At 47.3% G+C, this 25029-nt stretch carries 15 protein-coding genes; 6 read left to right on the plus strand and 9 right to left on the minus strand.

Annotated features, from left to right (window positions below):
* Nucleotides 1-3: 3 nt before the first annotated feature.
* A complete protein-coding gene (locus SG35_RS31870; RefSeq protein WP_044831169.1) occupies nucleotides 4-1089 on the minus strand; it encodes a PQQ-dependent sugar dehydrogenase in 1086 nt (361 codons plus the stop codon).
* Nucleotides 1090-1480: 391 nt separating this feature from the next.
* On the opposite strand from SG35_RS31870, the gene SG35_RS31875 reads away from it, so the two are divergent.
* Both SG35_RS31875 and SG35_RS31880 read left to right on the plus strand, forming a co-directional pair.
* The gene (locus tag SG35_RS31875) at nucleotides 1481-3166 is read left to right on the plus strand and encodes a hypothetical protein (RefSeq protein ID WP_044831170.1); all 1686 of its coding nucleotides are present in this window, start codon (nucleotides 1481-1483) and stop codon (nucleotides 3164-3166) included.
* A gap of 36 nt (nucleotides 3167-3202) precedes the next feature.
* A complete protein-coding gene (locus SG35_RS31880) occupies nucleotides 3203-3574 on the plus strand; it encodes a hypothetical protein (RefSeq protein ID WP_152646485.1) in 372 nt (123 codons plus the stop codon).
* A gap of 210 nt (nucleotides 3575-3784) precedes the next feature.
* Here the strand turns inward: SG35_RS31880 and SG35_RS31885 are convergent, their stop codons facing one another.
* The 6 genes from SG35_RS31885 to SG35_RS31910 form a co-directional block, all read right to left on the minus strand.
* Nucleotides 3785-4093, minus strand: a complete 309-nt coding sequence (locus tag SG35_RS31885; RefSeq protein ID WP_053042817.1) for a hypothetical protein — start codon at nucleotides 4091-4093, stop codon at nucleotides 3785-3787.
* 205 nt (nucleotides 4094-4298) lie between these two features.
* Nucleotides 4299-4931 carry a hypothetical protein gene (locus SG35_RS31890; RefSeq protein WP_152646486.1) on the minus strand — a complete coding sequence of 211 codons (633 nt, stop codon included), beginning with the start codon at nucleotides 4929-4931 and terminating at the stop codon, nucleotides 4299-4301.
* 21 nt (nucleotides 4932-4952) lie between these two features.
* Nucleotides 4953-10814, minus strand: coding sequence for an RHS repeat domain-containing protein (locus tag SG35_RS31895; RefSeq protein ID WP_160298229.1), 5862 nt, complete (start codon nucleotides 10812-10814; stop codon nucleotides 4953-4955).
* Between the two features lie 224 nt (nucleotides 10815-11038).
* Nucleotides 11039-11377 carry an RHS repeat domain-containing protein gene (locus tag SG35_RS31900; RefSeq protein WP_044831174.1) on the minus strand — a complete coding sequence of 113 codons (339 nt, stop codon included), beginning with the start codon at nucleotides 11375-11377 and terminating at the stop codon, nucleotides 11039-11041.
* Between the two features lie 509 nt (nucleotides 11378-11886).
* Nucleotides 11887-13206: an MFS transporter gene (locus SG35_RS31905; RefSeq protein WP_044831175.1), complete on the minus strand. Its 1320-nt coding sequence runs from the start codon at nucleotides 13204-13206 to the stop codon at nucleotides 11887-11889.
* Nucleotides 13207-13339: 133 nt separating this feature from the next.
* Entirely contained in the window at nucleotides 13340-14101 is a 762-nt protein-coding gene (locus SG35_RS31910; RefSeq protein ID WP_044831176.1) for a type 1 glutamine amidotransferase domain-containing protein, read from the minus strand.
* Between the two features lie 210 nt (nucleotides 14102-14311).
* Between SG35_RS31910 and SG35_RS31915 the strand changes: the two genes are divergently transcribed.
* The 3 genes from SG35_RS31915 to SG35_RS31920 all read left to right on the plus strand — a co-directional run bounded on the left by SG35_RS31915 (nucleotide 14312) and on the right by SG35_RS31920 (nucleotide 16910).
* Nucleotides 14312-16039, plus strand: a complete 1728-nt coding sequence (locus SG35_RS31915) for a thiamine pyrophosphate-binding protein (RefSeq protein ID WP_044831177.1) — start codon at nucleotides 14312-14314, stop codon at nucleotides 16037-16039.
* 141 nt (nucleotides 16040-16180) lie between these two features.
* Nucleotides 16181-16387, plus strand: a complete 207-nt coding sequence (locus SG35_RS32180) for a galactose-binding domain-containing protein (protein ID WP_420794576.1) — start codon at nucleotides 16181-16183, stop codon at nucleotides 16385-16387.
* 328 nt (nucleotides 16388-16715) lie between these two features.
* Entirely contained in the window at nucleotides 16716-16910 is a 195-nt protein-coding gene (locus SG35_RS31920) for a hypothetical protein (protein ID WP_044831180.1), read from the plus strand.
* Nucleotides 16911-17079: 169 nt separating this feature from the next.
* Here the strand turns inward: SG35_RS31920 and SG35_RS31925 are convergent, their stop codons facing one another.
* Both SG35_RS31925 and SG35_RS31930 read right to left on the minus strand, forming a co-directional pair.
* Nucleotides 17080-17901 carry a hypothetical protein gene (locus SG35_RS31925; protein WP_044831181.1) on the minus strand — a complete coding sequence of 274 codons (822 nt, stop codon included), beginning with the start codon at nucleotides 17899-17901 and terminating at the stop codon, nucleotides 17080-17082.
* Nucleotides 17902-18052: 151 nt separating this feature from the next.
* Nucleotides 18053-19564, minus strand: a complete 1512-nt coding sequence (locus SG35_RS31930) for a sensor domain-containing diguanylate cyclase (RefSeq protein WP_053042818.1) — start codon at nucleotides 19562-19564, stop codon at nucleotides 18053-18055.
* Between the two features lie 400 nt (nucleotides 19565-19964).
* On the opposite strand from SG35_RS31930, the gene SG35_RS31935 reads away from it, so the two are divergent.
* Nucleotides 19965-24896 (plus strand): transporter substrate-binding domain-containing protein, encoded by a 4932-nt coding sequence (locus tag SG35_RS31935; RefSeq protein WP_044831182.1) that lies wholly within the window; start codon nucleotides 19965-19967, stop codon nucleotides 24894-24896.
* Nucleotides 24897-25029: the final 133 nt, after the last annotated feature.

Consider the following 25029-nt stretch of genomic DNA (forward strand, 5'->3'; position numbering starts at 1 on the left):
AACTTAATCGCCATAGGTTACCCGATAAATGGCATCGGCATAATCATCGGAAATCAGCAGGCTGCCATCTTCGAGCTCAGTGATCGCCGCCGGGCGGCCAAAGGTTTGTTCATTTTTCATAAAACCGGTGACAAAAGGTTCATATTTGATCACTTTTGACCCGGCTAAGGTCACCACACCGACCTTATAACCGGACTTTTTACTGCGGTTCCAGGAGCCGTGTTCCGCCACAAACAGCTGATGTTTGTATGAGGCCGGATATTGTTTCCCCTGATAAAAATGGATCCCCAGCGGCGCCACATGGGCACCGAGTTTTAATACCGGGTGTACATAATCCTCAGGCTTTTTTCCTTTGCCAAACTTAGGATCGGCTATGGTGCCGGCATGGAAATAGGGGTAGCCAAAGTGCGAGCCGGTTTTCACCAGGCGGTTGATTTCATCCGGCGGAACATCATCCCCCATCATATCGCCGCCGTTTTCACTGAACCATAATTCGCCGCTGACCGGGTGAAAATCAAAACCAACCGAGTTGCGCACGCCGCTGGCGATTTCCGTCAGGGCTTTGGTTTTCATATTCAGGGAGAAAATACGGGAATGTTTATCTGTTGGCGCTTCACAGATATTACAAGGTGCGCCTACCGGAATAATCAGTTCGCCGTTGGGGGCAAAGCGCAAAAACTTCCAGCCGTGATGCCTGTCGTCGGGCAGATCGGAGAAAAACACTTCGGATATCGGCTTTTCCAGGTTGGCGTCGATATTTTTAAACCTCAGAATACGTTCAATATCCGCCACATATAAATCGCCGTCTTTAAAGGCGATGCCCGAGGGACGTTTCAGTCCCTTGGCGATTAACCAGCGTTTATCGGCTTTACCGTCATTATCGGTATCTTTAAGGGCATACACCTTACCGGCATTCATAGACCCGGCATAAACCACTCCTGAGTCCGACAAAGCCATTTGCCTGGCACTGCCGACATCTTCGGCAAAGAAGCTGATCTTGAAACCGGAGGGAACGGATAATTGATCAAGAGTGATCGCTGCCGCTGTTTGGCAAGCGAGCAACATACTGGCAATAAGAAGTTTTTTCATTGTCCGGTTTCCGAATCATTAAATATGCTCTTAGTATGCCTTTGAAAAGTCAAAAGTTCCAGACTAGCGAACAACTGGCGGTGCTATATTTTAAGCTTTCATTTAAGCAAATTGGCCAACCTGTCGCGAGCGCTGCCCCCTCTCGGCTCATACAAAACTTAACATTAAAATCAATTACTTATTGAATGTCCTCGTTTTTTGGTGTGTGAGCTGAATTTTATCAAACATTTTTTCATCACGCAGGTGTGAGTTTTCCTCTCTAGCAGACACTATTAAATTCGGCGACAGCAGCTTTACTGCTTCCCCGCCAACAGTAACGTAACTGGTAAGCAGCAGTTCATAAGTATGGCAGTTACTTCACGTTAATGAGTATTCTTACAGAGATGTGAACATGAATATACAAAACAGATTAAACGATTATCATCAAACCGATGAGGCCTACCAGCCCGTTGGAGAAGATAATTCGCAGCAGGATACCAAACAGGAGGAATTGAGCTATTCCCCCGTAATAGACAAAATGACCAAAAGGATAACCTTTCTTTTTGCAGCAGAGTATATCGCCGACGCTGACTTTCCCAATAAAGACACCTTACCTACAACAAAACCTTGTCCCTTTACGAATTTTGGCCATCAACCGCTTTTTGATTTCGAACTCTTTTTGACCATCATCTGGACGACAATCAGTGAAATTAAAAATACAGTTAAAACATCGCATCAAAAAAGTATCAAAATCGACTTAGCCATCCTGGCTACTGCTGCAATCATTGCAATAGCAACAGCGCACCAATTTGATAATTATGCTGTCGGGATCCCGGCGTTGATCATTGCTGCTTTTATTGGTTTTATCATCAAGGCTTTTTGCTTTGAAGACTGTAATAAAGCCGTTGCAGCTATCAGAGCTGATGCTATCGATGGACTTTTGTATGGCTCCTGGCACAAAGAGCCGAATATGGAAGTTAAAAAGAAGGTCCTTGAAAAATCAAAATACCAGGGGGATGGCAAACTGTCTGCTCATGAACTCCCCGTGTTGATTATCGAAGAAGATAACCATCCGTTTCCCGGGTATGGACGCTTACAGGCTGAAGTATCTTATGCTTGCCCGCCCAAAGAAAAGGCCACATCCCAATTATCAGAACTTGATGAAATAACTGAAAAAATCTTCAATACCATCCGACAAAGCGTAAGCAATATGGGGATCAGCAATATCAGTTTTGGTGAGATACTGGCGGTACACGGCAATTCACTGTCAATAGATAGTCCTTTACTGGATAAAAATAAAACCCCTCATTTGCGGCTCGGCAAAAACGATATTCAGGCTATTTTAAAAGATACAGATAATTGCGGATCCGCAAGAGTCTATAAGGCGGTACAAGTCTTTTTTCCTGACTGTATGACTTTGGCTACTTTTTTTGTTCGAACATTTATGGCAGGTAATGTTGCATCATCAAGTGTAACCGTGACCACTTTGGGGCCTCCTATTGTAGGTACCGATTATTTCAAGAAACGCTTGCTCAGGTACCAGTACGAAAAAAATGAAAAGTGGGGAAATGCCGAGCAAGAGCAAAGCTATGATAAAAATGAAGATGCTGATATTGAAGGTTTTTTCTCTTTATTGAGGTGGGTGAGACTGTTCAGCAAGGATTATGATTTATTTCAAAAAAATATCGACGCCAAAAAAATCAGGGATCTGGCATTAAAAGATCTCAGCGATATGACGGATACCGAAAGAGAAGCCTACGAAGATGAATTGAATAAGATCATCAAAGAGAATGTTAACTGGCCGGGTGCCTACATACATTCCCAAAACTTAAGGGAAGATAGTTCATTTACTTTTACAACCGACTTTTTCGGGCGGGGGGAGTCAATAGCGACGATAAAAGCCATTTACAATCAGATATCCAAGGCCATTATTGACGGCATGGACGACATTGGTTTTGACATTTCCGATTATCAGGACAGCGAGGGACATTACACCATAAATGCTGAAAAAATCGATCAATTAATTGTCGGAGAGAAAATAGCGGTTACCGGTGAAAAACAAAAGAGTAGTACAGATCCCGACAAGGCAGGCGAGTAATAATCAGTGAGTCTTCTCAAATCAGGAGCATAAATCATGAGAGATCTAAATATGAACACGGCAAGTGTCGGTTCAAGCGTAATCGGAGAAAATGTCACCGTAAATGACGGCATCAGCAGCGAGTTTCATCAGCATGATAAAGCTGCTGTAGCAGAACTTACAGCTCAAATTGAACAGTTAAGCAGAGAATTCATCGCCAGCGGAGGAGTACAAGAGGAAAAACTACAACTGGCCATCAAAACAATCCAGCATGCAATGCAGCAGGTCGCCGAGAGTCAGGATTTTGCAAGCCAAAAGAGGCAAATTTCTGGTACGTTAAATGATGTCAATAACTTAACGGGCGGAGCTTGTGAAATATTCAAAAAACTCATGAAATTAGCTGTAGTACTCGGCATCAGTAATGTTTAACCTATGATATTTCACCCCTCAATACTCCTTTGGAATCTCTGGCACAGGTATTTATTGTCGGCCATTTTTTCAGGACAATAAAACCGCTGTCTTAATTAGGATAAGGACCCCCGAATTAACCGGGGTTTTCCTTATCCTTAAGGCATCAGGCAAGTTTTATATTGTTACCGTCAAGAGAATACAAGCCCTCAACCTTACCGGCAATCGTCCCTAAACCGTGACAATCGACAGACTTAAGTACAAAGGTAAGCCATACACAATTTGTTGCTGTTCTGCCGTGTAATCATCCCGGGAAATTTGGGTAATACCGTTCCAAAAGCTAATAGTCTCTTCTTCATCAAAAAAGACTACTGGCTGCAGGCTTTCGATATCCGCAGGTTGATTCCAGTGTAGATAACCAAGATATTTCTTACCGCCACCGCCGGTAAACTCGGCCCTGACAAGCACTTGGGAATCATGATATTGGCTGTCGAAGGTGACAGGCCTAACCGTTAATTCATCTTCAGCAGAATCGTCCATTGGAAAATATCACGCAGGATACTTTTCAAGGTCGCTTTTTGTTAAATCATATATTTGCTTATCATTCATTTGCCATCACCCTTGGGCACTTTATCAAATGACTTAACGAGTTAAATAGTTCACGCCGGGCAATATCGTTATAACCATTAAAAAGGGAGCAATAAAATTGCCCCCCTTAAGTTATTTTATAAATATTGTCGAATCATTAGAAGTGGTTATAAACACTTGCATATCTACGTTTAAGGCCGGGATTACCCAAATGCTCGTTCATAACAGATTTGGCTTTTTCAGGCTCTGATTTTAATAAATATGCAGCTGATACAAATACATACCAATGCTGTTGCTTTAACAGCCTGGTATCGGAAGCTTCATATGCGGCCAGCAGGTCATCAAGACTCTCAAGTGAGTCAATAAACGGATATAACCATTTTTCCAGAAAAGCACGGATTGCAGTCCCGACAGCAACATAATCATCAGGTTTTCTGATAAACCACCTTTGATGCTCTTCTTTAGGGGCGCACATATCAATGGATTGCTTAAGGATAATTTCTGCCGCATTTGCCAGCAGCATTTTATTCTCATCAACTAATCTCAATGCTTCTGCCGAAACCTGGGGAAGTTTCAGGATAAAAGCAGGCTGTATATGTGCCTGAGCATCCGGTTGGTATTTGGGAGATACAGAGGCCACAAAGTCGATCTCCTGAATCCCTTCCGGTAATGTTCTCTTGTATAGCATCGAGCCTTTTCTTCGTTTAAAGCCTTTTGCTAAAAGGGGGCCGTCAATAAACTCCATGAGCATATCAAGCAGATTATTTTTTATTTCTTTTCTGTCATTCATAACATTCATCATCAAATAAAATTATGGTACCCGAATTTCTATCGTGCGTCCTATGCTGATACCGCTGCTTTTACCTACTCCTGTTGCCGGATTAAAGGTATTGACGCTGCTATCAAAGTTTCGTTGCGCCGCAGTTTTTCTGGCGGAACCCGATTTAACTTCCAGGCCGATTGTTCTGCCTCTGGGACTGACAGCGGCGCCGTCATATACGCGCAGCTGTCCGCTGGAGTTTCTCACGGAAACACGTCCTTCAATGACATTCCATCCCGGCTTTTGCTTGATCGCATCCCATACCGCCTGCTCTTGCGCAGCACCTGCCGTGCCGGAACCATTAGGACTGGCGAACTTCCCGTCCGGGGTTCTCCAGCCATTGTTCCATTTGACATTGTCTTTCAGGGCAGCCTTGCCTAATCCTTTGCCGGCAGCAACAATCAAGCCTTTAGGGTTAATCTGGGCGGCAACGCCCCCAATACTATATTCAACCGAAGTTTTGTCAACGCCTAGGTAATCAGTGATCCCCGAGGTAAGCCCGAAGGTAAACTCATCGGCTGCGCCGCCTAACACATCAAGCGACCCCTGGGCATACAGACCCTGGGGATCAACAAAGTTCATCGGATCGTTAGCGACATAGGCATAGGTGTTCATGCCGTCGGCGTAACCTAAAGGATCCGACTGGATAAAACGGCCCTGCTCAGGATCATAGTAGCGAGCCCGGTAGAAATAGAGGTTGGCGTCACTGTCCAGCCGGCGGGCGGTATAACGCAGCGGATTACCCAGGGCACTAATATCGCTGCTTTCGCCAAACGGGCCATAACTGTATTGTTCAACCAGCTGACCACTACTATTACTTAGACCAACAACCGAGCCGCGTTCATCTTCATGATAATAATAGGTGTTGCTACCACTGATAAAAGCTATCGGTTGGTCTATGCCCGGGCTATAGATAATTTTATGTTGCAGGTTGAGCTGGGCGTCATATTCAGCAATGATATTACTGCCATCGTTCAGATATTGGCTGATCTGCCCGTAGCTGTCCTTGCTGATGCGGCGGCCAATTGCATCATAGCGGTAACTGATACGCGAACTCATGCCTATGGGCTGAACGCCAGTCAACTGGTTGAGGCCATTATGGCTATAACTATAATTTTGCCCACGCTGACTGAGGTTACCGTTGGCGTCAAAACTCAGGGTTTCGCTGCCCGCCTGCTGATATTGGTTCAGGGAGTTAATCACATAACTGGTTTGCTGGCTCACCCCGGGCAACCAGGGAGTGGCAAGACCGAGATAAGTTTTTCCAGTGATCTGTCCGCTGGCATTATGGCTATAGCTGTATCCCAGCAGCTGACTGCCCAGCTGGTGCGATAATGCGGCCAGATCGCCGTCCTGAGTATACTGGTAACTGGTTTGAGAGCCGTTGCCGAGTGTTAATGCGGTGCGTTGCGATAAACTGTTATAGCTAAAACTGGCAAGGTTGTTATTGGCATAGGCTACCGTTGCCAGTCGGGCCGCACTATCATAACCATAAGTTACCTTTTGGTTATCAGGGTAAGTGACCGACAATTTTTGCCCCAGATTATTATAGCTATAGCTTAACTGCTGGTTATTGGCATTGGTCACGCTTGTCAGCTGCCCCAGGCTGTCATAAGCCATGTTCAGGGTGTGCGCCTGACTGCTGCTGGCCGGCATATATTGGTTAACGGTTTGCTGCTGGCCTAACGCGGTATAGCTGTAGGTCAATCGCTGCTCCTGGCCCACCTGCATCTCGGTGAGGCGGTTCAGGGCATCATACTGGTAACTACTGGTTAGCCCTTTTCTGTCTGTGGTGCTGGCGATGACTCCGCTCGGCGAGTATCGGGTATTGCTAGTGCTACTGTCCGGGTATGTGGTTAACTCCAGGCGATCAAAACCGTCATACTGGTAACTGGTCAGGTTATTGTTGCCGTCTTTGAGCCAGATATTTTTGCCATTGGCGCTGTAACCATAACTGCTTTGCACTAACCAGCTATTGCTAAACCACTTTTCTTCTTTGCTTATTCGCCCTAAGGCATCGTAGCTGAAGCGGGTCAAGCGGTTATCGGCATCGGCGCTTTGAAGCAGGTTGCCCTGAATATCATAGCTATTGGTGGCAATATCTCCGGACGGCTCAGTGCTGGTGAGCAGCTTATCGTCTCGGGTATAGGTAAAGTTTGATATTGCCCAGCCACCGGGATGCAGCTGGGTATCATCGCTTTTTTTCCGGCTTTGTACCAGGCGATCATTGTCGTCATAGACATAATCCGTGCGTATGCCCAAAGGACCGGTTTCGCTGATCAGCCTTCGGGCATTGTCATAACTGTACTGGCTGAGCTGGCCGGCAGCATTGGTACGGCTGATAACGTCGCCAACATTGTTGTAAGTAAAGCGGGAGATCAAAGCTTTGCCGCTGCTGTCCAGGGTTTGGGTCAACAATTGTCCCTTGGCATCATAGGTAAAATCGGTATGTGTGCCCTGCGCATTGGTTTTACGGCTTACCAGGCCGTTTGCCAGGTATTGGCTGGTGTCTGTCAGACGGACATTCTGGCCGTTTAATTCAACCGCGGGCAAACTTGTGCTGAGTAAGTTGCCATTGGCGTCATAGCCGAAATCAACCCGGTTGCCTGCGGGATCTTGCTTCCAAAGGGGTAAATTAAAGTCCTGACTGAATCCTGTGGTCGCCACCAGATCTGCCAGGCCGCTGCCGGGCTTGGCCTGGCGGATCAGGGTAACGGGGTTGGATCTGCCATCATAGGCGATCACATCCTTGTTACCTTCGGGGTATAACACCTGGGTGCGGCGGTTAAGGCCGTCGTATTCAAAACGGGTAATATGGCCCAGGCCATCAATGCGCCTGCTGGGGTGGCCGCCGCTGTTAAAGTACAGGCTATAGCCGTAGCCAAGCGGTCCCACTTCTTCCGCCCGGTATCCCGGTACCAGGTAATAATAGTGCAGGCCGCCGATGTTGGAGGTCTGCTCGGTAACTTTGCCTAAGCTGTTGTAAATATTATAAACCGCGGCATCATTCGGGTACTGGGGCGTGAACACCTTATTGAGGCGGTCCAGGGCGTCGTAGTGATAGGAGGTGGTTTTCCCGAGCGGATTTACGGCACTGCTCAGTTGTTGTCCCTGATAGCCGAAACTGGCCTGGTGGCCGGCATCATTGCTGACACTGGCCAGGTGGTTGCCGCTGTAGCCCAGGTTAAGATAACGGCCGAAAGAATTGCTGATTTGGGTTAAGGCATCGCCGCTGTAGTGGTAATTGACCTGATTTTGGTTACGGTCGATGATCTGGCTGATTTGTCCGTTGCCGTTAAAGTGATAGTTCAAGCCATGTTTGTCGGTCACCTGGAATAAACCATTGCCGTGCTTGATTAAAGTATCGGCCTGTCCCTGCGGCGGCTGATAACTGCCGTCTGCCATTTTGATAAATTGCTGCCCGGCATCCGGGCGGTTGAAATACACCACATTGTGATCCAACTCGTCCATCAGCCAGTTATAGGTCACAGCAGCGCCGACGATACTGGTGTCCATATTGGTGGCCATATCATCAAGAAATTGCCGGGCAACGTATTGCGCCACAATTGCCGGAGCGGCGTCTATGGATGAACGCTGGCCGAAGGCACGGTTGATATCTGTGTCTGCACGCACGGAAATATCGTGATTGTGGCGCCAGCCCAGACCCAGGCCTTTATCTTGCCTGTGGTGAGATGAGTTATAGCTGCGGCTGAAACTTAATTCGCCTATGCCTGAGCCTGTGCTCAGATCATCGCCGTAAAACAGGAAGTCACCGGTGTTCATATTAATAGGGTCGTAGCTTTTTACCGCCTCCCAGGTATTGTCCAGGGCCTGAAAAACACTGCCGGCAAAGGAGTCATCAACCGGCGCCGGGGTACTGGAGAAGCCGCCGTTGAGGCCGCCGCTGATCAGATAACCGGCGCTCATGCTGTTGCCGTTCTGGATAAAGGTGAAATAACCGGAACCGCGCCAGTTATCCAGGGTGAGGTCACCGCGCTGCGGCGCTACCAGGGTATAGCCGGCATTGATATATTGCTGCATCAGGTTAAGCTGGCCGCTGCTGTAGGCGACTAACTGGCCTTGAACCGACGACCAGTTGCTGCTGTTGGCCTGGTAAAAAGGCTGGCCGCTTTCTGCCGCCATGGTCATCAAACGTGCGGTGGAAACGCCGTCGAGATCTTGGGTATGCTGTAAAACCCCGTGCTCAAAAGCACTGCTGAGCATGCCGGAGGAGACAAAGTTGGCGGCATTGCCGCTTTGGGCAACGTAGCCGCCGCCGACATCTATGTAGGGACCGCCGGTGGCGCCGGTAATATCCCGGGTACCGGTAATACCGACATTATGCAGCGCCGTGGTGATATGGGTTAGAATGCGGTTATTGAGGCGTTTGCTGATGTTGGTATCGTAAAGCCAGCTCATGCCCATGACCGCCAGGGTCGAGATGCTGATCTCTTCTGCACCTGCTCCCTGGAACTGGAATTCGGTTAATTGCTGCTGGTAATGGCGGATCATATCGCCGCCGACATTCCCCCAGATATTGATAATGTTATAGGCACCGCCTGCGGCGACTTGCTGCTGCCAGCTCTGATCGCCAAAGCCCGAGTTATAGGCCTGGTTAACGGTGAAGTTGATATTGCCGCTGGCCCCTTTGCTTTGGGCACTGCCGGTGGCCAGTAAAGTATCGTCCAGGTACAGTAAAGGCCTGACGCTGCTGTCATAGAGGATATGCAGGCGTTTGCCGTAAATATCCCGGCTTTGCAGGGTGACGTTAATGCCGGCATATTGCACTTGCAAGGTGACGGCATGGCTGTCGGGGATCTCGCTCCAGGATGCCTGGCTACTGGCAATGGCCGTATTGGGCAGGGTGGTATCTTCAAACGGAATGATTTGCCAGCCACCCAGGGTTTCATCGCTGGATTTATCGGCGTAATTCGTCTGCAGCGTTGTCTGCAGATTCTGTGTCATGGCAGTCAGTTGCTGGGCTAAGGCCGCCGGCTGGACATTGCCTGAAGGGGCCACGGTATTTAAGAAAGAGGACTTGTTAAACGCTATGGCCGAGGCGATATCCAGGGTAGCGGGCAGCTGTTCGCTGGCTTTAAAGCTGGGATCTAACCGGTATAGCTGACCGTCAATGGTCACTTCCACCAGCGCATGGGTAAAACGAATCTTGCTGCCGACCCGGGCCAGCTGGTTTAAACCGTTGGCCATAGATAACAGCTGCACCATGTCGTTGAAGGCATTGGCGCGGCCGGCATCCACCTGTAACCAGTTAAAAATTTCCGCATCGGGTTTGTCCACCTGCACTTTCAGCACTTTGGCGCTATAACCCGAGAGGTTAAGCAATTCTGCCAACAATGCCGACTGATCGAAGCTGTTACCGCTTTTGTCAATCACAGTGCCTAAACTGCCTTTTAACGCCCCGTAAGTGGGTTCGTGGGCAATTTGATCGTAGACATACTGGAAAATCAGCCTGGGATCGTGTTTTAGGCTTTGTGCCAGATCCTTGATCTGCTGAGGGCTGTCGCCGGCCACTTGTATGCTTTGGCCAGAAAGCAACTGTTGTGACATAAGTTCATCGCCAAAACCTGAGTAAAAAGGTTCAAGCTTGGACACATCCTGGTTCAGGGTGTCCGGGATCTCGACACTTTGCCATTTCGGCAGGGTATCAACAGCCGGCGTGATTTGAGGTAAGCCGGGGTTTTCCGGTCTTTTGGCAAAAGCCGTTGCTGTGTTGATAGCAGCCAGCAGCATCAGGCCTAAGATAAACAGGTGGCTGTGAAACCGGGTTTGCTTGCTTGTGGCGGTATTTTTGCTGATAAAATACCTTTTTTTCATTGTACTGAGTATTCGCATGAGATCAATTCCATGAGTTGCGAAGTAAAAACTCGGCATGTTTGCAATGTTCAGCGCTGGCACCTTGACTCCACCCGGCTTGCCCGAGTGACAGTGTCGATATTGGACCGCAACGAAAGCAACGACGGTTTAATCCGTTAAAGCGGAAGCGTCGTACGTTTAAATATGAGTTACTGTGACGTCATCATGCACTGACTGTTAAGCCATGCCGGACGAATTAACCATTATTGGTGGTGTTGTTTCTGGGTACGGTTACCCGCAGCGTCATACTGATATTCGGTCACCAGCTTACCATTGACGCTGATCCGGGACAGACGACCAAGCTCGTCGTAGCTGTAGGTGGCATTATTTTGTGTTAATGCCGCCAGCGGCTCTGAAATTGCCGCTGCTTTGCTCGACGTTAATTGGCTATCACTTACCGGACTTTGCTTGGCAGCAGATGGCGCCTGGCTATTATCAGCAGCCGTTGCCCAGAGGGGGCTGCTAAGGGTTAGGCTCAAGGTAATGGCCAGGGTGGCAGTGGCTTGTGACAGCCATTGCCGGAACGGATTTTTTTTCAACATGTAAACTCTCCGTGTTTAATACTCAAGATACGGCATAAATGCCGGCGTATGTTATCGATGGCATGAGGCACGCATGCGCATATGCTTTGCCTGATAAACTAAGTTAACGGGTGATTGTGACAGTTTTATGGTTAACAACCATTTAACGTCACCATTTCCAGGCAAGGCTTGATGATCATTCTTGGCCAACAGCGACTTGCACCTTTCACCTGCACTCCCTGCAATAGTTAAAAAGATATGGATTATCATATAGATAACAAAGGAAAGTATAAAAGTGTTGTTCCCATCCATGGTCATAACAACTTATTGCCAGAGCATGCTAGCATAGAATAAAAAATGATCAAGCAACATTTTGTTAACTTTATTGCCAAGTATGAAGTTTTTAGTAGATCTTTTGTCAATCGATGGCGAAAACCGGTTTGCCTGTGGTTTTCGCCCGGCAATTTCACGTGTCAGCCATATGACTGATTGCAGGCTGGCAGCAGGTGGAGCACATTTTTTCTTAACAATTATTCTGGCTGATTGGCTAAGGTATTAAAGGGAACCAAACGCAATAACAGATAGCCGACGATAAAGTACACCATCACCACCAAGAGGGCATTATGCCGTCCCACGGCATCGGAAATAGGGCCGAAGATCATGCCAAGTACGATGGCAAATTTACCGAATACTCCCCACAGGCCGTAACTTAACGAGGCATCTTCTTTTTTGGTGATCAGCCCGACAACAGCCCGGCTGGCACTTTGGGTGGCTCCTAATGCAGAGCCGGCTATAAAGGCAATAACAATAAACATATGTTTAATGTCCATGGCAAAAAAAGCGGCGACATATTCGAGAAAGTACACCCCGGAAATCCCCAGCAACCACCATATCAGTGAGGCTTTCAGGGTAAAGGACGCACCTTTTTTATCCTGGATCACGCCAAAGGTGATCGCCCCTATCATAGAAGCAAGCTGCAGTATCGCCCCGGTGATGATCAAAAAAGTGCCGCTGATGTTGAGCTCTTCACTGGCATAAATTCCGAAAAACTTAACAATCACCGCGATGCCCGCCGAATAAACGGTAAAAGGAATGAAGAAACGAAACAGCACAGGATATTCCCGGATCAGGACCATCATATCGCCAACCCTTTGGGCACTGGTTTTAAACACCAAAGCAATACCGGCATCCCGGTATTGCTCCTTGACCACAGCCCGCTCTTTTAACAGCAAATAGGTGGGCAGGGCGGCCAGCAGGTAAAAGATTGCCACCACGACCATGGCGACCTGGTTTTGACTGATATATAACTGCGGCGTTTCTTCTGCGCTGGCGGTGATCAGGCCTATCATCAACACCAAAGAAAGCAGACCGCCGATATACCCGATGCCCCAGCCGATCCCGGAAATTTTGCCGATATTTTCCGGCGTGGTAATTTCCGGCAAAAAGCTGGCGATGAAGTTTTCCGATAACATCCAGGCGGTATTGCTAAAGATCAGCAGACCTATGCCTAACCACACCTGGCCGGGGTCGACAAAAAACAAAGCGGCGGTAAAGACCACGCTGGTAAAGGTTAACACCGTTAAATATTTCTTTTTCTGTCCGCTTAAGTCCGCCATAGCGCCGAGCACTGGGGCGAGAATAACCGAGAGCAGGGTCGAGATCACTATGGCAATTGCCCAGTAACTGTCACGCAAGCCGGAGTCCGCCGGTACTATCTGGCTGACAAAAAAAGCACTGTAAATATAGGTGATGACCACTGTGGTATAGCTGGAATTGGCAAAGTCATACATGGCCCAGCCAAAAATTTCCCGCTTGCTAACCTGATTATTAATGTCCGGCTTGGAAGTCATCTTCATTTCCTTTGCATTATCAAAGTGATGCATTATTAAACACTGCGCTGCCCAGTATGGAGACATTCAAATGAAAAAGCAAAACCGGCACAAATCATCAATGCCGCCGACAATAACCGGGGAAGTTGTTTACTCACTCGGTCAGCATCTCGATAAAGGCCAGGCTAAAGCCATACAAATCACCGGGCCAGCGGGCCGACAGGTAATTGCGGTCTTTAACAAAAAAACCTCTGTTTAAATGCTCTGCATCATCCCTTAACAAAGGAAAAGGCCCTTCAAGGAATTGCCCGGGACGTGCCAAAACCGTTAACAGTTCGTCCTCGGTGGTGGTGCCGGGGTAGGTGAGGTAATAATCGCCGAGCCAAAGCCTGGTTAAACTATATGCCGTCAGCTCCTGCGTTTTTAACAACCCGGTACAGTTATAATCATAAATAACGGATTTCCCGGTGGCCGGATCTATGCTTCTTGCCGCTAACAGCACCCCGTGGCAAATGGCGGCAACGGGTTTACGGGCTCGAAAAAAATCAACCACCAGCTGCTGCAGCACATCGGATTCTAAATATTCCTTCACCCCTTTGTCATGGCCGCCGGGCAATAACAATGCATCAAAGTCATCGGCACATACCCCGGCATAGGTTAACGGCTGCTGAAAACTTTCTTCCGCTTGCATCGCTTGATAGGCCTGAACCGCATCGGCTCGCGCCATTAACAAAGGTTTTAGCAGGCCTAATTTTTTCCCCGTCAACATGATGTCATCAGCGCGGGCGGCTTGTCCGTTTGGGGTGATAAAAGTGACTTTATGTTGCTGCTCCGTCAATAGCCGCCATGGGATCGCCACTTCTGACGGATCACAGCCATATCCGGGTAAAGGTATTAATATCCTTTTCGTTGTCATTGTTTTTTAATCCTATTTTCCCATATGTGAACGGATGCCAGTGGTCATTGCCCTTCGCGAAAAACAGCCAGGGCAACAAGGCCAAAAGCAAACACTTGGCGCTTTCTGTTATTGTCCTGTCTATTTTAATAACAGAATATGGTGCAAGATCAAACAATTAATATTGGTCATTAAATATACTGCCCCTATAGCCAACCATGAGACCCCAGTATGAAAAGGACAGCAGCCTACCTGGTAAGGTATGCCCTGGAGCAATTGAACATCAGCCATACCTTTGGCATTCCCGGCGTACATAATACCGAAATTTACGATGAGCTGGACAAATCTGAGCTGATCGAACCTGTGCTGGTGACCCATGAAGGCTATGGCGCCTTTATGGCAGATGCCGTCTCCCGCAGCAGTGACAGCACAGGCACCCTGGTGATAGTGCCGGCGGCAGGGGCAACACATGCCGCCAGCGGCATAGGTGAAGCCTCGCTGGACGGTATCCCCATGCTGGTGATCAGCGGCGGTGTCAGATCAGACTCCCGGTTTGCCTACCAACTGCATGATATGGATCAGCATGCCCTGATGAAGCCGATCACCAAGAAAACCTATAAGATCAGCCGCCATGATCAGGTGGTCAGCACAATTTTTCAAGCTCACCAAATTGCCAATCAAGGTGAACCGGGGCCCGTGTTTATTGAGATCCCGGTTAACCTGCAGCTCGATAAAGGCGAAGTGGGTGAATTGCCCGAATATATTGTACCGGCGCCGGATGTGCCAGCAGATCAAAGTGAAGCCATCACCCGGGCAGCAAAGCTGTTGGCCGAAGCGAAAAACCCGGGCATTTTTCTCGGCTGGGGCGCGGTGGATGCCAGTCAATACAGCGAAAAAATCGCTGAAATGCTTAATGCGCCGGTAGCCACCAGCTTACAGGGACTCAGTGCCTTTAACGCCAGGCACCCGCTCCATACCGGCATGGGCTTTGGCCCGGCAGCCGTACCGGCAGCGGTGAATGCCTTTAAAAACTGCGACTGTTTATTAGCCGTAGGCACACGCTTTGCTGAAATTGCCACCGGCAGCTTTGGCGTGACGGTACCGGACAACCTTATTCATCTCGATATCAACCCTGAGGTATTTAGTGCCAATTACCCCGCCAAGGTTACCCTGGCAGGCGATGCCGGTTTGTTGCTGCCAGCGCTGGAAAAAGCGCTGGCCAAGCAGACCATTTGCCCGAAAATCATCGATATTGCCGGGAAAATAGCCCAGGACAAGGCTGCTTATATCAGGCAATGGTTAGCCCATGACAGCGGCGACAAAGTCAATCCCGCGCTGTTTTTTCAGCAGCTCAGGGCAAGTCTGGATGACGATGCCTATATTATCGCCGATGACGGCAATCATACATTTTTAACCGCCGAACTGATGCCCTGTTACCGGGTAAAACATTTTTTTAGCCCCACCGATTTTAACTGTATGGGTTATGCCACGCCTGCGGTGATAGGGACTAAATTAGCCAATCCCGACAACCAGGTGGTGGGCATTATCGGCGACGGCGCCTTTTTAATGAGCTACACCGAGCTTTTCACCGCAGCCGCCAGAGCGCTGGGGGCCATTTTTACCGTGTTCAGCGATGGCGAGTTGGCGCAAATCTCCCAGGCCCAGACCACGCCGTACAATAAAAAAACCTGCAGCCAATTGCCGAATATCAAGATAAAAGCCATGGTAGAGGCCAGCGGCTGCCAGTATTTGCGCATTGATAATAACCGTCAGGTGCGCTGGGGGTTAAGCCAGGCACTGGCACTTGCCAAAGAAAATATTCCCGTGGTCCTGGATGTGAATATCGATTATTCCAAAAAAACCTGTTTTACCCGGGGGATCATAAAAACCAATTTAAAGCGGATGCCATTGCCAACCAAGGCGCGCATGATCAGCCGCGCCCTTTGGCGGCGGGTATGATGCTGACAGAAATACCCCCAGGTAACAACGACTAATGCAAACAAAGCATTCGTCTAATGAATCAATATGTTTTAGAATCAACGCGTTTTATACAACGGCCTTAACGGATAAGGCTGACATTAAATTTCGGCACGAGCCCGCATTTATTCCGGTGAAGATGAAAGCAAAGCCTTTGATGATAACATTAACAGCAAATGGCTGGACAATGCCGGGGCTCCAAGCAGGCGTTCGCCTGCCTGGATACAGCTTGATTTACCAACAGCACAAACCGTCAACAGCATCACCATGACCAGCACCAACAACGCCGCAGAAAGATCCGCAAGACTTTACTGTGCTCGGCTCAAATGACAACGGCGCCAGCTGGAACGAACCGGGCAGTTGGACAAATATCTTTTGGCAAAGCCGGTTTGAACAACAAAACTTTGAGTTTACCAACACAAGCAGATATCAAACATATCGGGTTAACATCACAAAAAATCAGGGAAATTCTTCCATGACCCAGCTGGCGGAAATTGAGCTTCTCGGCCCGCTATTTTAGTGCTTTATCCCGATGCGGCAACCTGCCTTGGTAAAATAAATGTTGCATAACATTGTATTTTCAGTAAACCATATGTACATTTAATGAGCAGTCGACGTTTACCTCATCATTAACCAATAAAAATAAAAAGGAAGAAAAATGAATAATAAATTTAAAAAAATCATTTTAGCACTAGGAGTGGCTGCCGGAGTTTCCGCCGGCAATATCTCGGCTCAACCGGCAGATTGTAATATTTGTTTCGAAAGACTGATTGCCTGTGAAACCGGTGAACTTAGCGGCAGCATTTGCGGAGTCTGGTTAAATGCTTGTTTTGCGGCTTGTGTGCCCGATTAATTAAGTGCCCGAGTATAATAACATTAATGAGAAGTGATTTTTCTGCTTAACAGGAAAAAGCCAGATCGCTACTCTTTAAAGCCCCATTTTTTTGGGGCTTATTTATTTTCGCTGGTGCAGCAACAAGCCGTAAAAAGCATGATTTTCTGCTTAGTCGTTTTTCAGCCCGCTATTGGTGAGCGGATGAAAATTCATTGAACAGATGGCTGAATCGCTTGGGTATTTGCCCGTAGGTATTGGCAGCACTGCGCCTCCTTTGGCCATGGGTATCGAACATTTTTACCCTCAGCTTAAACCTCTGCGAGCTAACAGCCGGGTCTCGTGCCCGAAGCACCTGTAAGGTGACAATTCTTTTAAAGGCAAATTGCTCAAATAAGTCCCCCAAAAACTGATGGCTGAGCTCACGATTCTCTTCCCCGAGCACAGTAACCAAATCATCAATCAATTTATTTTTAACGCCCTGAGCCTCTTCTGCTGCGACAGGGATTTCGTAGACGATTTTTTTGTCGTCCTTAGTGAGCAAGTAAGCATTGAGTATTTCCCAGTCTTGAATGCTGAGCAAAGCATTTGCGCTCACTTCCTTTATTGCCTGTTCCTGTTCGGGGCTTAATTGAAAAAACTCGAAAAACATGTCATTTGCCTGAAAATTTTCCAGGATACGCGGCCCGCGAAAATAGCCCTTATCCCCAAGTGCCGCCATCATAACTTGATAGCGCTCACCAAGGGTTTGCATTGCCAAGAGTGCTTGCTGCTGCGAGTCCAGCTGTTGCTCTTTTTCATTGAGCAGCTGTTGTAGTCTGGCCAGCTGCTCTTTATCTGCACTGCATTGCCCGTCAGCAAGATCGCCGGCTACCATCACCTGCCCGGTTACGGCAGTTGCGGGCCGGGCAGGTTTTACCGCGACAAGTTCGACATTGAACTTACCGGCAAAAAAATAGCCCGTTAAGAATGCAGTTAATACCGCGGCACAGGCAAGAAAATATTTCTTCATGATAATGCTATTAAAGCTTTTGACTTGTTAAAACTGATCCCATCAATACAGATGAATTCCGGCTATGCCCCTCAAGCTGACACCGGGTTCGATGCCTGCTCATGCCGGCTTGGCTGTAAAACTCAGCACTGTTTTTTAATGGCATCAGAGGTTAAATTACCCGGGGAAGCTCACCACAAATGACGCAATTTCGTCCCTCATGTTTGGCCTGATATAACGCCTTGTCTGCGGCACTGATAGATGAATCTATGGTGTCCTCTATCAGGGGGCATTCGATAATGCCGATACTGATAGTGACCAGCAGCCTCTTGGGTTTTATTTTCGCCCCTTCATCTACCTTGAAATTATGGCTGGCCACTTTGTGGCGGATACGCTCGCATACTTCTTTGGCGACTTTTAAAGGAGTCTGCGGCATAAGGATTGCAAATTCCTCGCCCCCTAAACGCACCACGCTATCGATCTCGTGACGGATTTCCCTCAGGAGAATTTGCGCCAGCTCCACCAGCACGGAATCGCCGGTCGGATGACCATAGGTATCGTTGATGGTCTTAAAATAATCAATATCGAGCATGCACAAAGACACAGGTTCATTATTGCGTTGCCCGCGGATCAAATCCCGGGCAGCCAGCTCGGCAAAGTAGCGGCGGTTGTAGAGTTTGGTCAGGGGATCGATACGGGCAAGGGCTTCCATTTTTAAGGCAATCTCTTTTTTTTCCGAGACTTCCCGCGACAGCTCTGCGGTACGCTCTTTGACGCGAATTTCCAACTGACGCCTTTCATCCGCCAACTTATTGATTAATTTGCCGCGTTCAACACGGACACTGTGCAAAATCAAGCCACACACCAGTACGATTGTCAGATAAAGTTGCACGGTGCGCAAACCGACATTGTCTTCGGTATTGCCTCCTAAGGTCACCGTCATCATCAGGGCGGCAACGGTAAAGAGGAAAAAACACAGGCAAACACGGGCACTGGCGCCACGGGTCGACATAAAGATGGCGCCGGGAAGCCCGAGAAACATAGGGCTGAAAGTCCCGTAATTTTTCATAATACCTGACAGGAAAACCAGGGTGATAAGTGCCAATAATAAAAAAGATAAGGTAATTTCAACCAGGGAAATGCGCCACTCGGTGATCACCTGTTTATAAAATAAAGGCAGCACTAGGAGCAAGGGAGCCAGCATGATACCGCCGGTATAATCGGCAAGAAACCAGTTCCAAACCCCGATGCCGTATGCACTCCAGGGCACAGCAAATTGCACGCTGATCAGAATGTTGCCGATAATGGCCGAACTGAGGGAAAAGCCGCCGATACCGACGGTCAAAAATATCAACATATTATGGGAGCCGTCGAAGATGTAACCGCGCGGATTAAAGTGACGCTCCAGAATAACGGCGCCCCAGGCACAGAGCGAACTGCTCAGGGGGATAAGCAGATTAAAAAGCGGAAAATTAAGCCAGGCATAGCTGTGTATGCAACCGGCCAGAGCGGTTCCGATAAAGCCAGACAGACCGAAATGCCTTATTGCCCAATATATTACCGCGGTCGCCGGCCAGATGGTGACCACATTATTGACGATATAGCCGACTTCATAAGCCGACAGGATCGCAACTAAAGTCACGGCAAAGATATAACTGATTTGCAAGAAAGAATTATTGCTCATTATTGTTATCTTTTAAACCCGGCTGATGATTTGAAGACTTCGAAGACGGCACTTTTTTATCCCAAATGATATCAACACTATAGTCCCCAATAAATGTGTTTGGCTCTGAGGCTTTTTTCAGAAAAAACGTGTTAATAAGTTTAGCTTAATTTTTATATTTAAGGCCAAACACCTGCCCGGTTGTTTCCCTCTGCCTTTATCCGGGTAGTAGAAGTCCACTTTCTTACTATACTTACACTGGCTCAAGCTTACAGTCTAACGCACTAATAATTTGAAGGATTTATTTGAGTTTATGGCGCAATAACCTGAAGCCAGGCGGCAATAAAAAATACGGGGAACCCGGTTAAGGCACTTGTCTGCTTCAGGAAGTTAAACCTGTCATCAAGATGACAAATAAGTGATGAAATTTACTCTAGATATCATAAAAATGGCTATCGTCAAAAAGCTCTGTAACCTAGTTAAGCAAAATATCCTCTTCATCATCTTGCTGCTTAATACTCTAGTGGTGCCGGTGCAGGGCAAAGAACTGACTAAAGTGACCCTGGATTTATTCTGGCAACATCAATTTGAGTTCGCGGGCTTTTATGCAGCGGTAGACCAGGGATATTTCCGCCAGGCCGGAATCGAGGTAAGCTTTAATGAACTCAGCAGCCATGACGATACCCTGCAACGGGTGCTCAGCGGTGAAGCACAGTTTGGTATTGCCGGAATTGAGTTATTAGAAGGTTATCATAACGGCAAAGAGGTCAAATTACTTGCCAGCTATTTCAGGCGTAGTCCGCTGATGCTGATCACCCAACCGGAAATCACCTCGTTAAAGCAACTTTCGGGTAAAGCTGTGCTGGGGGCGAAAAAAAGCTGGCACTTTGGCGGTATCCGGGAAATGTTAAAATTTCACCGGGTCAAACCTGACTCCCTCACTGCCAAGCAGGCAGAGAACCACTTTGATGCCTTTAAAAACAAAGAGGCAGTGGCCATGATTGCCTTTATTTCCAATGAACCTTATGAGCTTAACCGCTTAAAAATACCTTACCGCATTTATGATCCAAACCAGTACGCCAACATTACCCTGGACTTTAACCTGTTCACATCAAGCCAGTTTGCCCGGTTAAATCCCGAGTTAGTGATAAAGTTTACCGAGGCCGTTAATTTAGGCTGGCACTATGCATTATCCCACCGGGAGGAAATTGTTGATCTGATCATACAGCGTTATAACAGCCAGCATAAAACCAAAGCGGCGCTGCAATTTGAAGCCGATGAAACCAGCAAATTGATCATGCGGGATTTATATGACATTGGCAGTATAGACCACAGCCAGCTGGCGATGATTTCCGAGCAGTTACTGGCCAATGATCTTGTCGATAAATTGCATAACATCGATGGTTTATTGATCAATAGTGAGCCAGCTATAGCGACAGACCCGCCAGACTCCCAAAGCCGTTTGCAAAGTGACAGCTCAAGTCATTCAGCACATTTGGCATTATGGAGTCAACTGAGTACAGAGGAAAAACAATTCCTAAAGGCACACCCCAGGCTGAAGGTGCAAAGCGAGAAAAACTTCCCGCCTTATAACTTTGTCAGTCAGGGCAAGCCCGTCGGTTACAGCATAGATTATCTAACCTTGCTTGAGGATATTATCAAGATCAAATTTGACTATGTCAGCGGTTTTTCCTGGACAGAATATTTGGAAATGTTGCAAAACAATAAGCTGGATCTGATGGTCAATATCGCCGCCACCCCCAAACGCAAAAAATTTGCCAGCTTTTCTCCACCGATTGTTCAAACCCTGTCATCTATTATTGTTAAACAAGCGCAGGTTAAACAATTAAACTCGCTGGAACAATTTAGCGGTAAAAAAGTTGCAGTGATCAAAAACTTTTTAATGGAAGAAATGCTGCAACTCTTTTACCCGGACATCAAACTTTTACCGGTCGATACCACGCTTGAAGGACTGACCTTAGTGGCAAACGATGTGGTAGACGGCTATGTCGGTAATATAGGTGTGAATAACTTTTTTATTACCCAATACCATTTACCCCACTTAGTGCCGGTGGTGATCATCGACAATCCTCATTTTCAAACGGTCGCTCATCGCATTGCGACCAATAGAAACAACCATTTACTAACCAGTATCATTAACAAAGCGGTTCGGTTAGTACCCGAAGCAGATATACTGCCAATCTCACAAAAATGGTTCGGCAGCAGCACGCATATTGAGTTCGGCAATGTTTTGGAGCTTACCGACAAAGAGCTGGCGTATTTACGTAAGCACCCGGTAATGACAGTGCAAAATGAAAGTAATTACCCGCCGTTTAACTTTACCTCTGGCGGTAAAGCGCTCGGGTACAGTATTGATTTTATCAAATTAATTGCCAGTAAACTTGGTATCAAGGCTGAATTTATTCAAAAGAAACACTGGCATGAATATATTGAGATGTTAAAAAACAAAGAGCTCGATGTCATGGCGAATATCATAGACAACGAAGCAAGGCGGGAGTTTGCCATTTTCACCACCCCTTATATCGACAGCCGGCATTTACTGGTATCGCGTAAAGGTGAATTAAATCATATCAGCCGGTTGAGCGCTTTGGCTAAAAAACGTATCGCGATTGTCAGCGGTTTCGCCATCAGTGAAAGAATCCAGCAAAATCTGCCTGGCGCGACTTTTATTGAATTGCCTGATACGCAAAAAGCCCTGGAAGCAGTAGCCGATGGCCATGCCGATGTGATGATTGAAATGGGGGCGGTTGTTAATTATCTGATAGAAAAGAGCTTTCTTGCAAATTTAGAAGTGACGACTGTCCCTGCCACGCCAAATGAGACCGTTTTTCAAGCCACGCCTTTGAGTATGGCAACCCACAAAGATAATCCGTTGTTGCTGGGATTACTGCAAAAAGCCATAGATGCGATCTCTGAAACTGAATTGATCCATTTAAGAAAGGCCTGGATCGGCGTGAGTAAACCGGCAATGGTACAAGTACCGTTAACGGCACAGGAGCGCTTGTATCTGAAACATAAAAATACCTGGAAAGTCATGAGTAAAGACTTACCTCCGGTGAGTTTTATAAACAATAATATCAACCAGGGCTTTAGTATCGACCTGATGAACATTATCGGCAAACTGCTCAATATCAAACTGGAATTTAGCCAAGGGCAGGGACCTGCCAAATTGAAACAATTAATGAACAAGGAAGTGGATATTTTGCTTAATGTCGTCAATACCGGAAAGGGGCCAAAAGTGGCTCGCTTTACCCAGCCTTATATAGAAGCACGGGATGTTTTCATCATCAAAACCAACCAGCGGCAAATTGAAGCCAGGCTCGGCAGTTTTAACGGTAAAACCCTGGCGGTCATTAAAGGAGATGCCAACACTTATCATATCAGGGAAAACTATCCCGAAATCATGCTGCTTGAAGTGAGCTCAACCCATAAGGCGCTGCTGGCGGTATCAGAAGGGCGTGCCGACGGTCATGTTGCCAATGAATTAGTGGCCAGCTATTTTATCCAGAAAAGTTTCATCACCAATTTGCAAACCTTACCGGTAATTGACGCAGAGCTATTCGGCAATGCCTCGCTGTCGATGGCAGTACATGAAAACAGCCGCGTTTTAGGCAACATTATTAATAAAACTTTATTGGCGATACCGGAAGAGCAATTAATTGCCCTGAGAAAAAAATGGTTTGGTCAGCTAAGCGGCGCCAGTAAGAACATTATCACCACTTCAAGGCAACAAAAGGCCTGGCTGGTGAGCCATGATCAGCAAACCTTATATTTACCCGAATTGGGCTTACCGCTAAGCCATAAAACCAAGCAGGGCTATCAGGGGATAGTCCCGGACTTTGTCAATTATTTCAAACAACAACTTGCCGTTAACTGGCATGAGTTTGATGAAGATGAAAACACCGGCCAGGAAAACCCCGCCCTGGGCAGCGATATTACCATTGCCCACAGCCAGGAAGCAGCAATCATGGCTGACTTTTTGTTCTCCGAGCCCATTACCAGCATGCCTGTAGTAGCCGTAAGCGGTAACCCCCAGTTTATTTATGTGGCAGACTTAAATAAACTCGATAGCAAAACCACAGGCATAGTGCAGGGGGCCAGCTATCGGCAGCAAATTGAAATAAGTTATCCCGAGCTTAATTTAGTACCGTTCGAGTCGATGTCGGCCGCGGTGCTGGCGGTGAACCGGGGAGATGTCGATTTGCTATTGTGCCCGCTGGCGCACTGCACTTATATCATGAACGAGTTAGGCGCCAATCAGCTGCGTATCATTAATCAAACCGAGATCAAAGATCAACTGCACTTTGCCGTCAGGGCAGACTGGCCTGAGCTGGTAGAGATCATCAACAATGTGTTAGCCAATATGCCGCCGCAGTTAAAAAATAGTATTTACCAGCGCTGGAGCAGCCGGGAAGATGTCATCATTAAAGTCGATTATTCACTTCTCTGGTATTTATTGACGGTCGCGCTGGTGATCATTGGTGTTGTGGTGGTATGGAATCGAAAAATTACCAACTATGCGCAGAAAATTGCCAAAGCCCACCAAGAACTTAAAAATACCCAACAGCAATTAGTGCAATCAGAAAAAATGGCTTCTTTAGGCACCTTATCTTCCGGGGTCGCCCATGAAATCAATAATCCAACCAGTTTCACCTATGCCTCGGTTTATATGATGAAAGATGAAATTAAGGAAATCAAAACCTTCCTGACCGAACTTGCCGGCGGTGAAAAAGCCGACCCGAAAGTGATACAAGCTTTCGATGAAAAGTTTGCCAAGTTGATAGAGTTGACAGAAACAGCCACCGAGGGGACAAAACGCATCAAAACCATAGTGAATAACCTGCGCACCTTTACCCGCCTCGACAGTGCCGAGCACCAAACCACCACCATCACCGAATTAATTGCCACAACGGTAAATTTAGTACGCACCCAGTATGATGACATTGAAATTACCACACAGTTTAACGCCGAGCCATTAGTAAACTGTTATCCATCGAAACTGGCGCAAGTGTTTATGAACCTGACCGTTAATGCCTGCCAGGCCATTGAAACCCAAAAGCAGCAGACACCGCTAAAAGGTGTGGTGAGTATCACCACCAGAGAAGAACAGCAAAAACTGCTGATTTGCTTTAGCGATAACGGCTGCGGCATGGATGAAAAAACTCAGCAGCGCATTTTCGAACCGTTTTTTACCACCAAAGATGTCGGCAGCGGCACCGGACTGGGAATGTCTATTTCTTTTGGCATTATCGAAGAGCATCAGGGACATTTTGAAATAGACTCAACCCCGGGGCAGGGCACCAGGATCACCATTTTTTTACCCTTGCCCTAGATAAGATATTGATAAATATCAAAAGTAAACCAGCTGACGGTTGACATATTATGTCTTAAGGCATACCCTATCCGCGATATAATTTCTCAAGCTGTGGTTATATTTTAACAAAATTTTTTAAGATTCATTGGAT

This window comes from Thalassomonas actiniarum, from assembly GCF_000948975.2.
Lineage (GTDB): Bacteria > Pseudomonadota > Gammaproteobacteria > Enterobacterales > Alteromonadaceae > Thalassomonas > Thalassomonas actiniarum.

Excerpts from the sequence above, each read along its gene's own strand:
- SG35_RS31870 (WP_044831169.1), bottom strand. The coding sequence starts at position 1,089 with ATGAAAAAACTTCTTATTGCCAGTATGTTGCTCGCTTGCCAAACAGCG.
- SG35_RS31875 (WP_044831170.1), top strand. The coding sequence starts at position 1,481 with ATGAATATACAAAACAGATTAAACGATTATCATCAAACCGATGAGGCC.
- SG35_RS31880 (WP_152646485.1), top strand. The coding sequence starts at position 3,203 with ATGAGAGATCTAAATATGAACACGGCAAGTGTCGGTTCAAGCGTAATC.
- SG35_RS31885 (WP_053042817.1), bottom strand. The coding sequence starts at position 4,093 with ATGGACGATTCTGCTGAAGATGAATTAACGGTTAGGCCTGTCACCTTC.
- SG35_RS31890 (WP_152646486.1), bottom strand. The coding sequence starts at position 4,931 with ATGAATGACAGAAAAGAAATAAAAAATAATCTGCTTGATATGCTCATG.
- SG35_RS31895 (WP_160298229.1), bottom strand. The coding sequence starts at position 10,814 with ATGCGAATACTCAGTACAATGAAAAAAAGGTATTTTATCAGCAAAAAT.
- SG35_RS31900 (WP_044831174.1), bottom strand. The coding sequence starts at position 11,377 with ATGTTGAAAAAAAATCCGTTCCGGCAATGGCTGTCACAAGCCACTGCC.
- SG35_RS31905 (WP_044831175.1), bottom strand. The coding sequence starts at position 13,206 with ATGACTTCCAAGCCGGACATTAATAATCAGGTTAGCAAGCGGGAAATT.
- SG35_RS31910 (WP_044831176.1), bottom strand. The coding sequence starts at position 14,101 with ATGACAACGAAAAGGATATTAATACCTTTACCCGGATATGGCTGTGAT.
- SG35_RS31915 (WP_044831177.1), top strand. The coding sequence starts at position 14,312 with ATGAAAAGGACAGCAGCCTACCTGGTAAGGTATGCCCTGGAGCAATTG.
- SG35_RS31920 (WP_044831180.1), top strand. The coding sequence starts at position 16,716 with ATGAATAATAAATTTAAAAAAATCATTTTAGCACTAGGAGTGGCTGCC.
- SG35_RS31925 (WP_044831181.1), bottom strand. The coding sequence starts at position 17,901 with ATGAAGAAATATTTTCTTGCCTGTGCCGCGGTATTAACTGCATTCTTA.
- SG35_RS31930 (WP_053042818.1), bottom strand. The coding sequence starts at position 19,564 with ATGAGCAATAATTCTTTCTTGCAAATCAGTTATATCTTTGCCGTGACT.
- SG35_RS31935 (WP_044831182.1), top strand. The coding sequence starts at position 19,965 with ATGAAATTTACTCTAGATATCATAAAAATGGCTATCGTCAAAAAGCTC.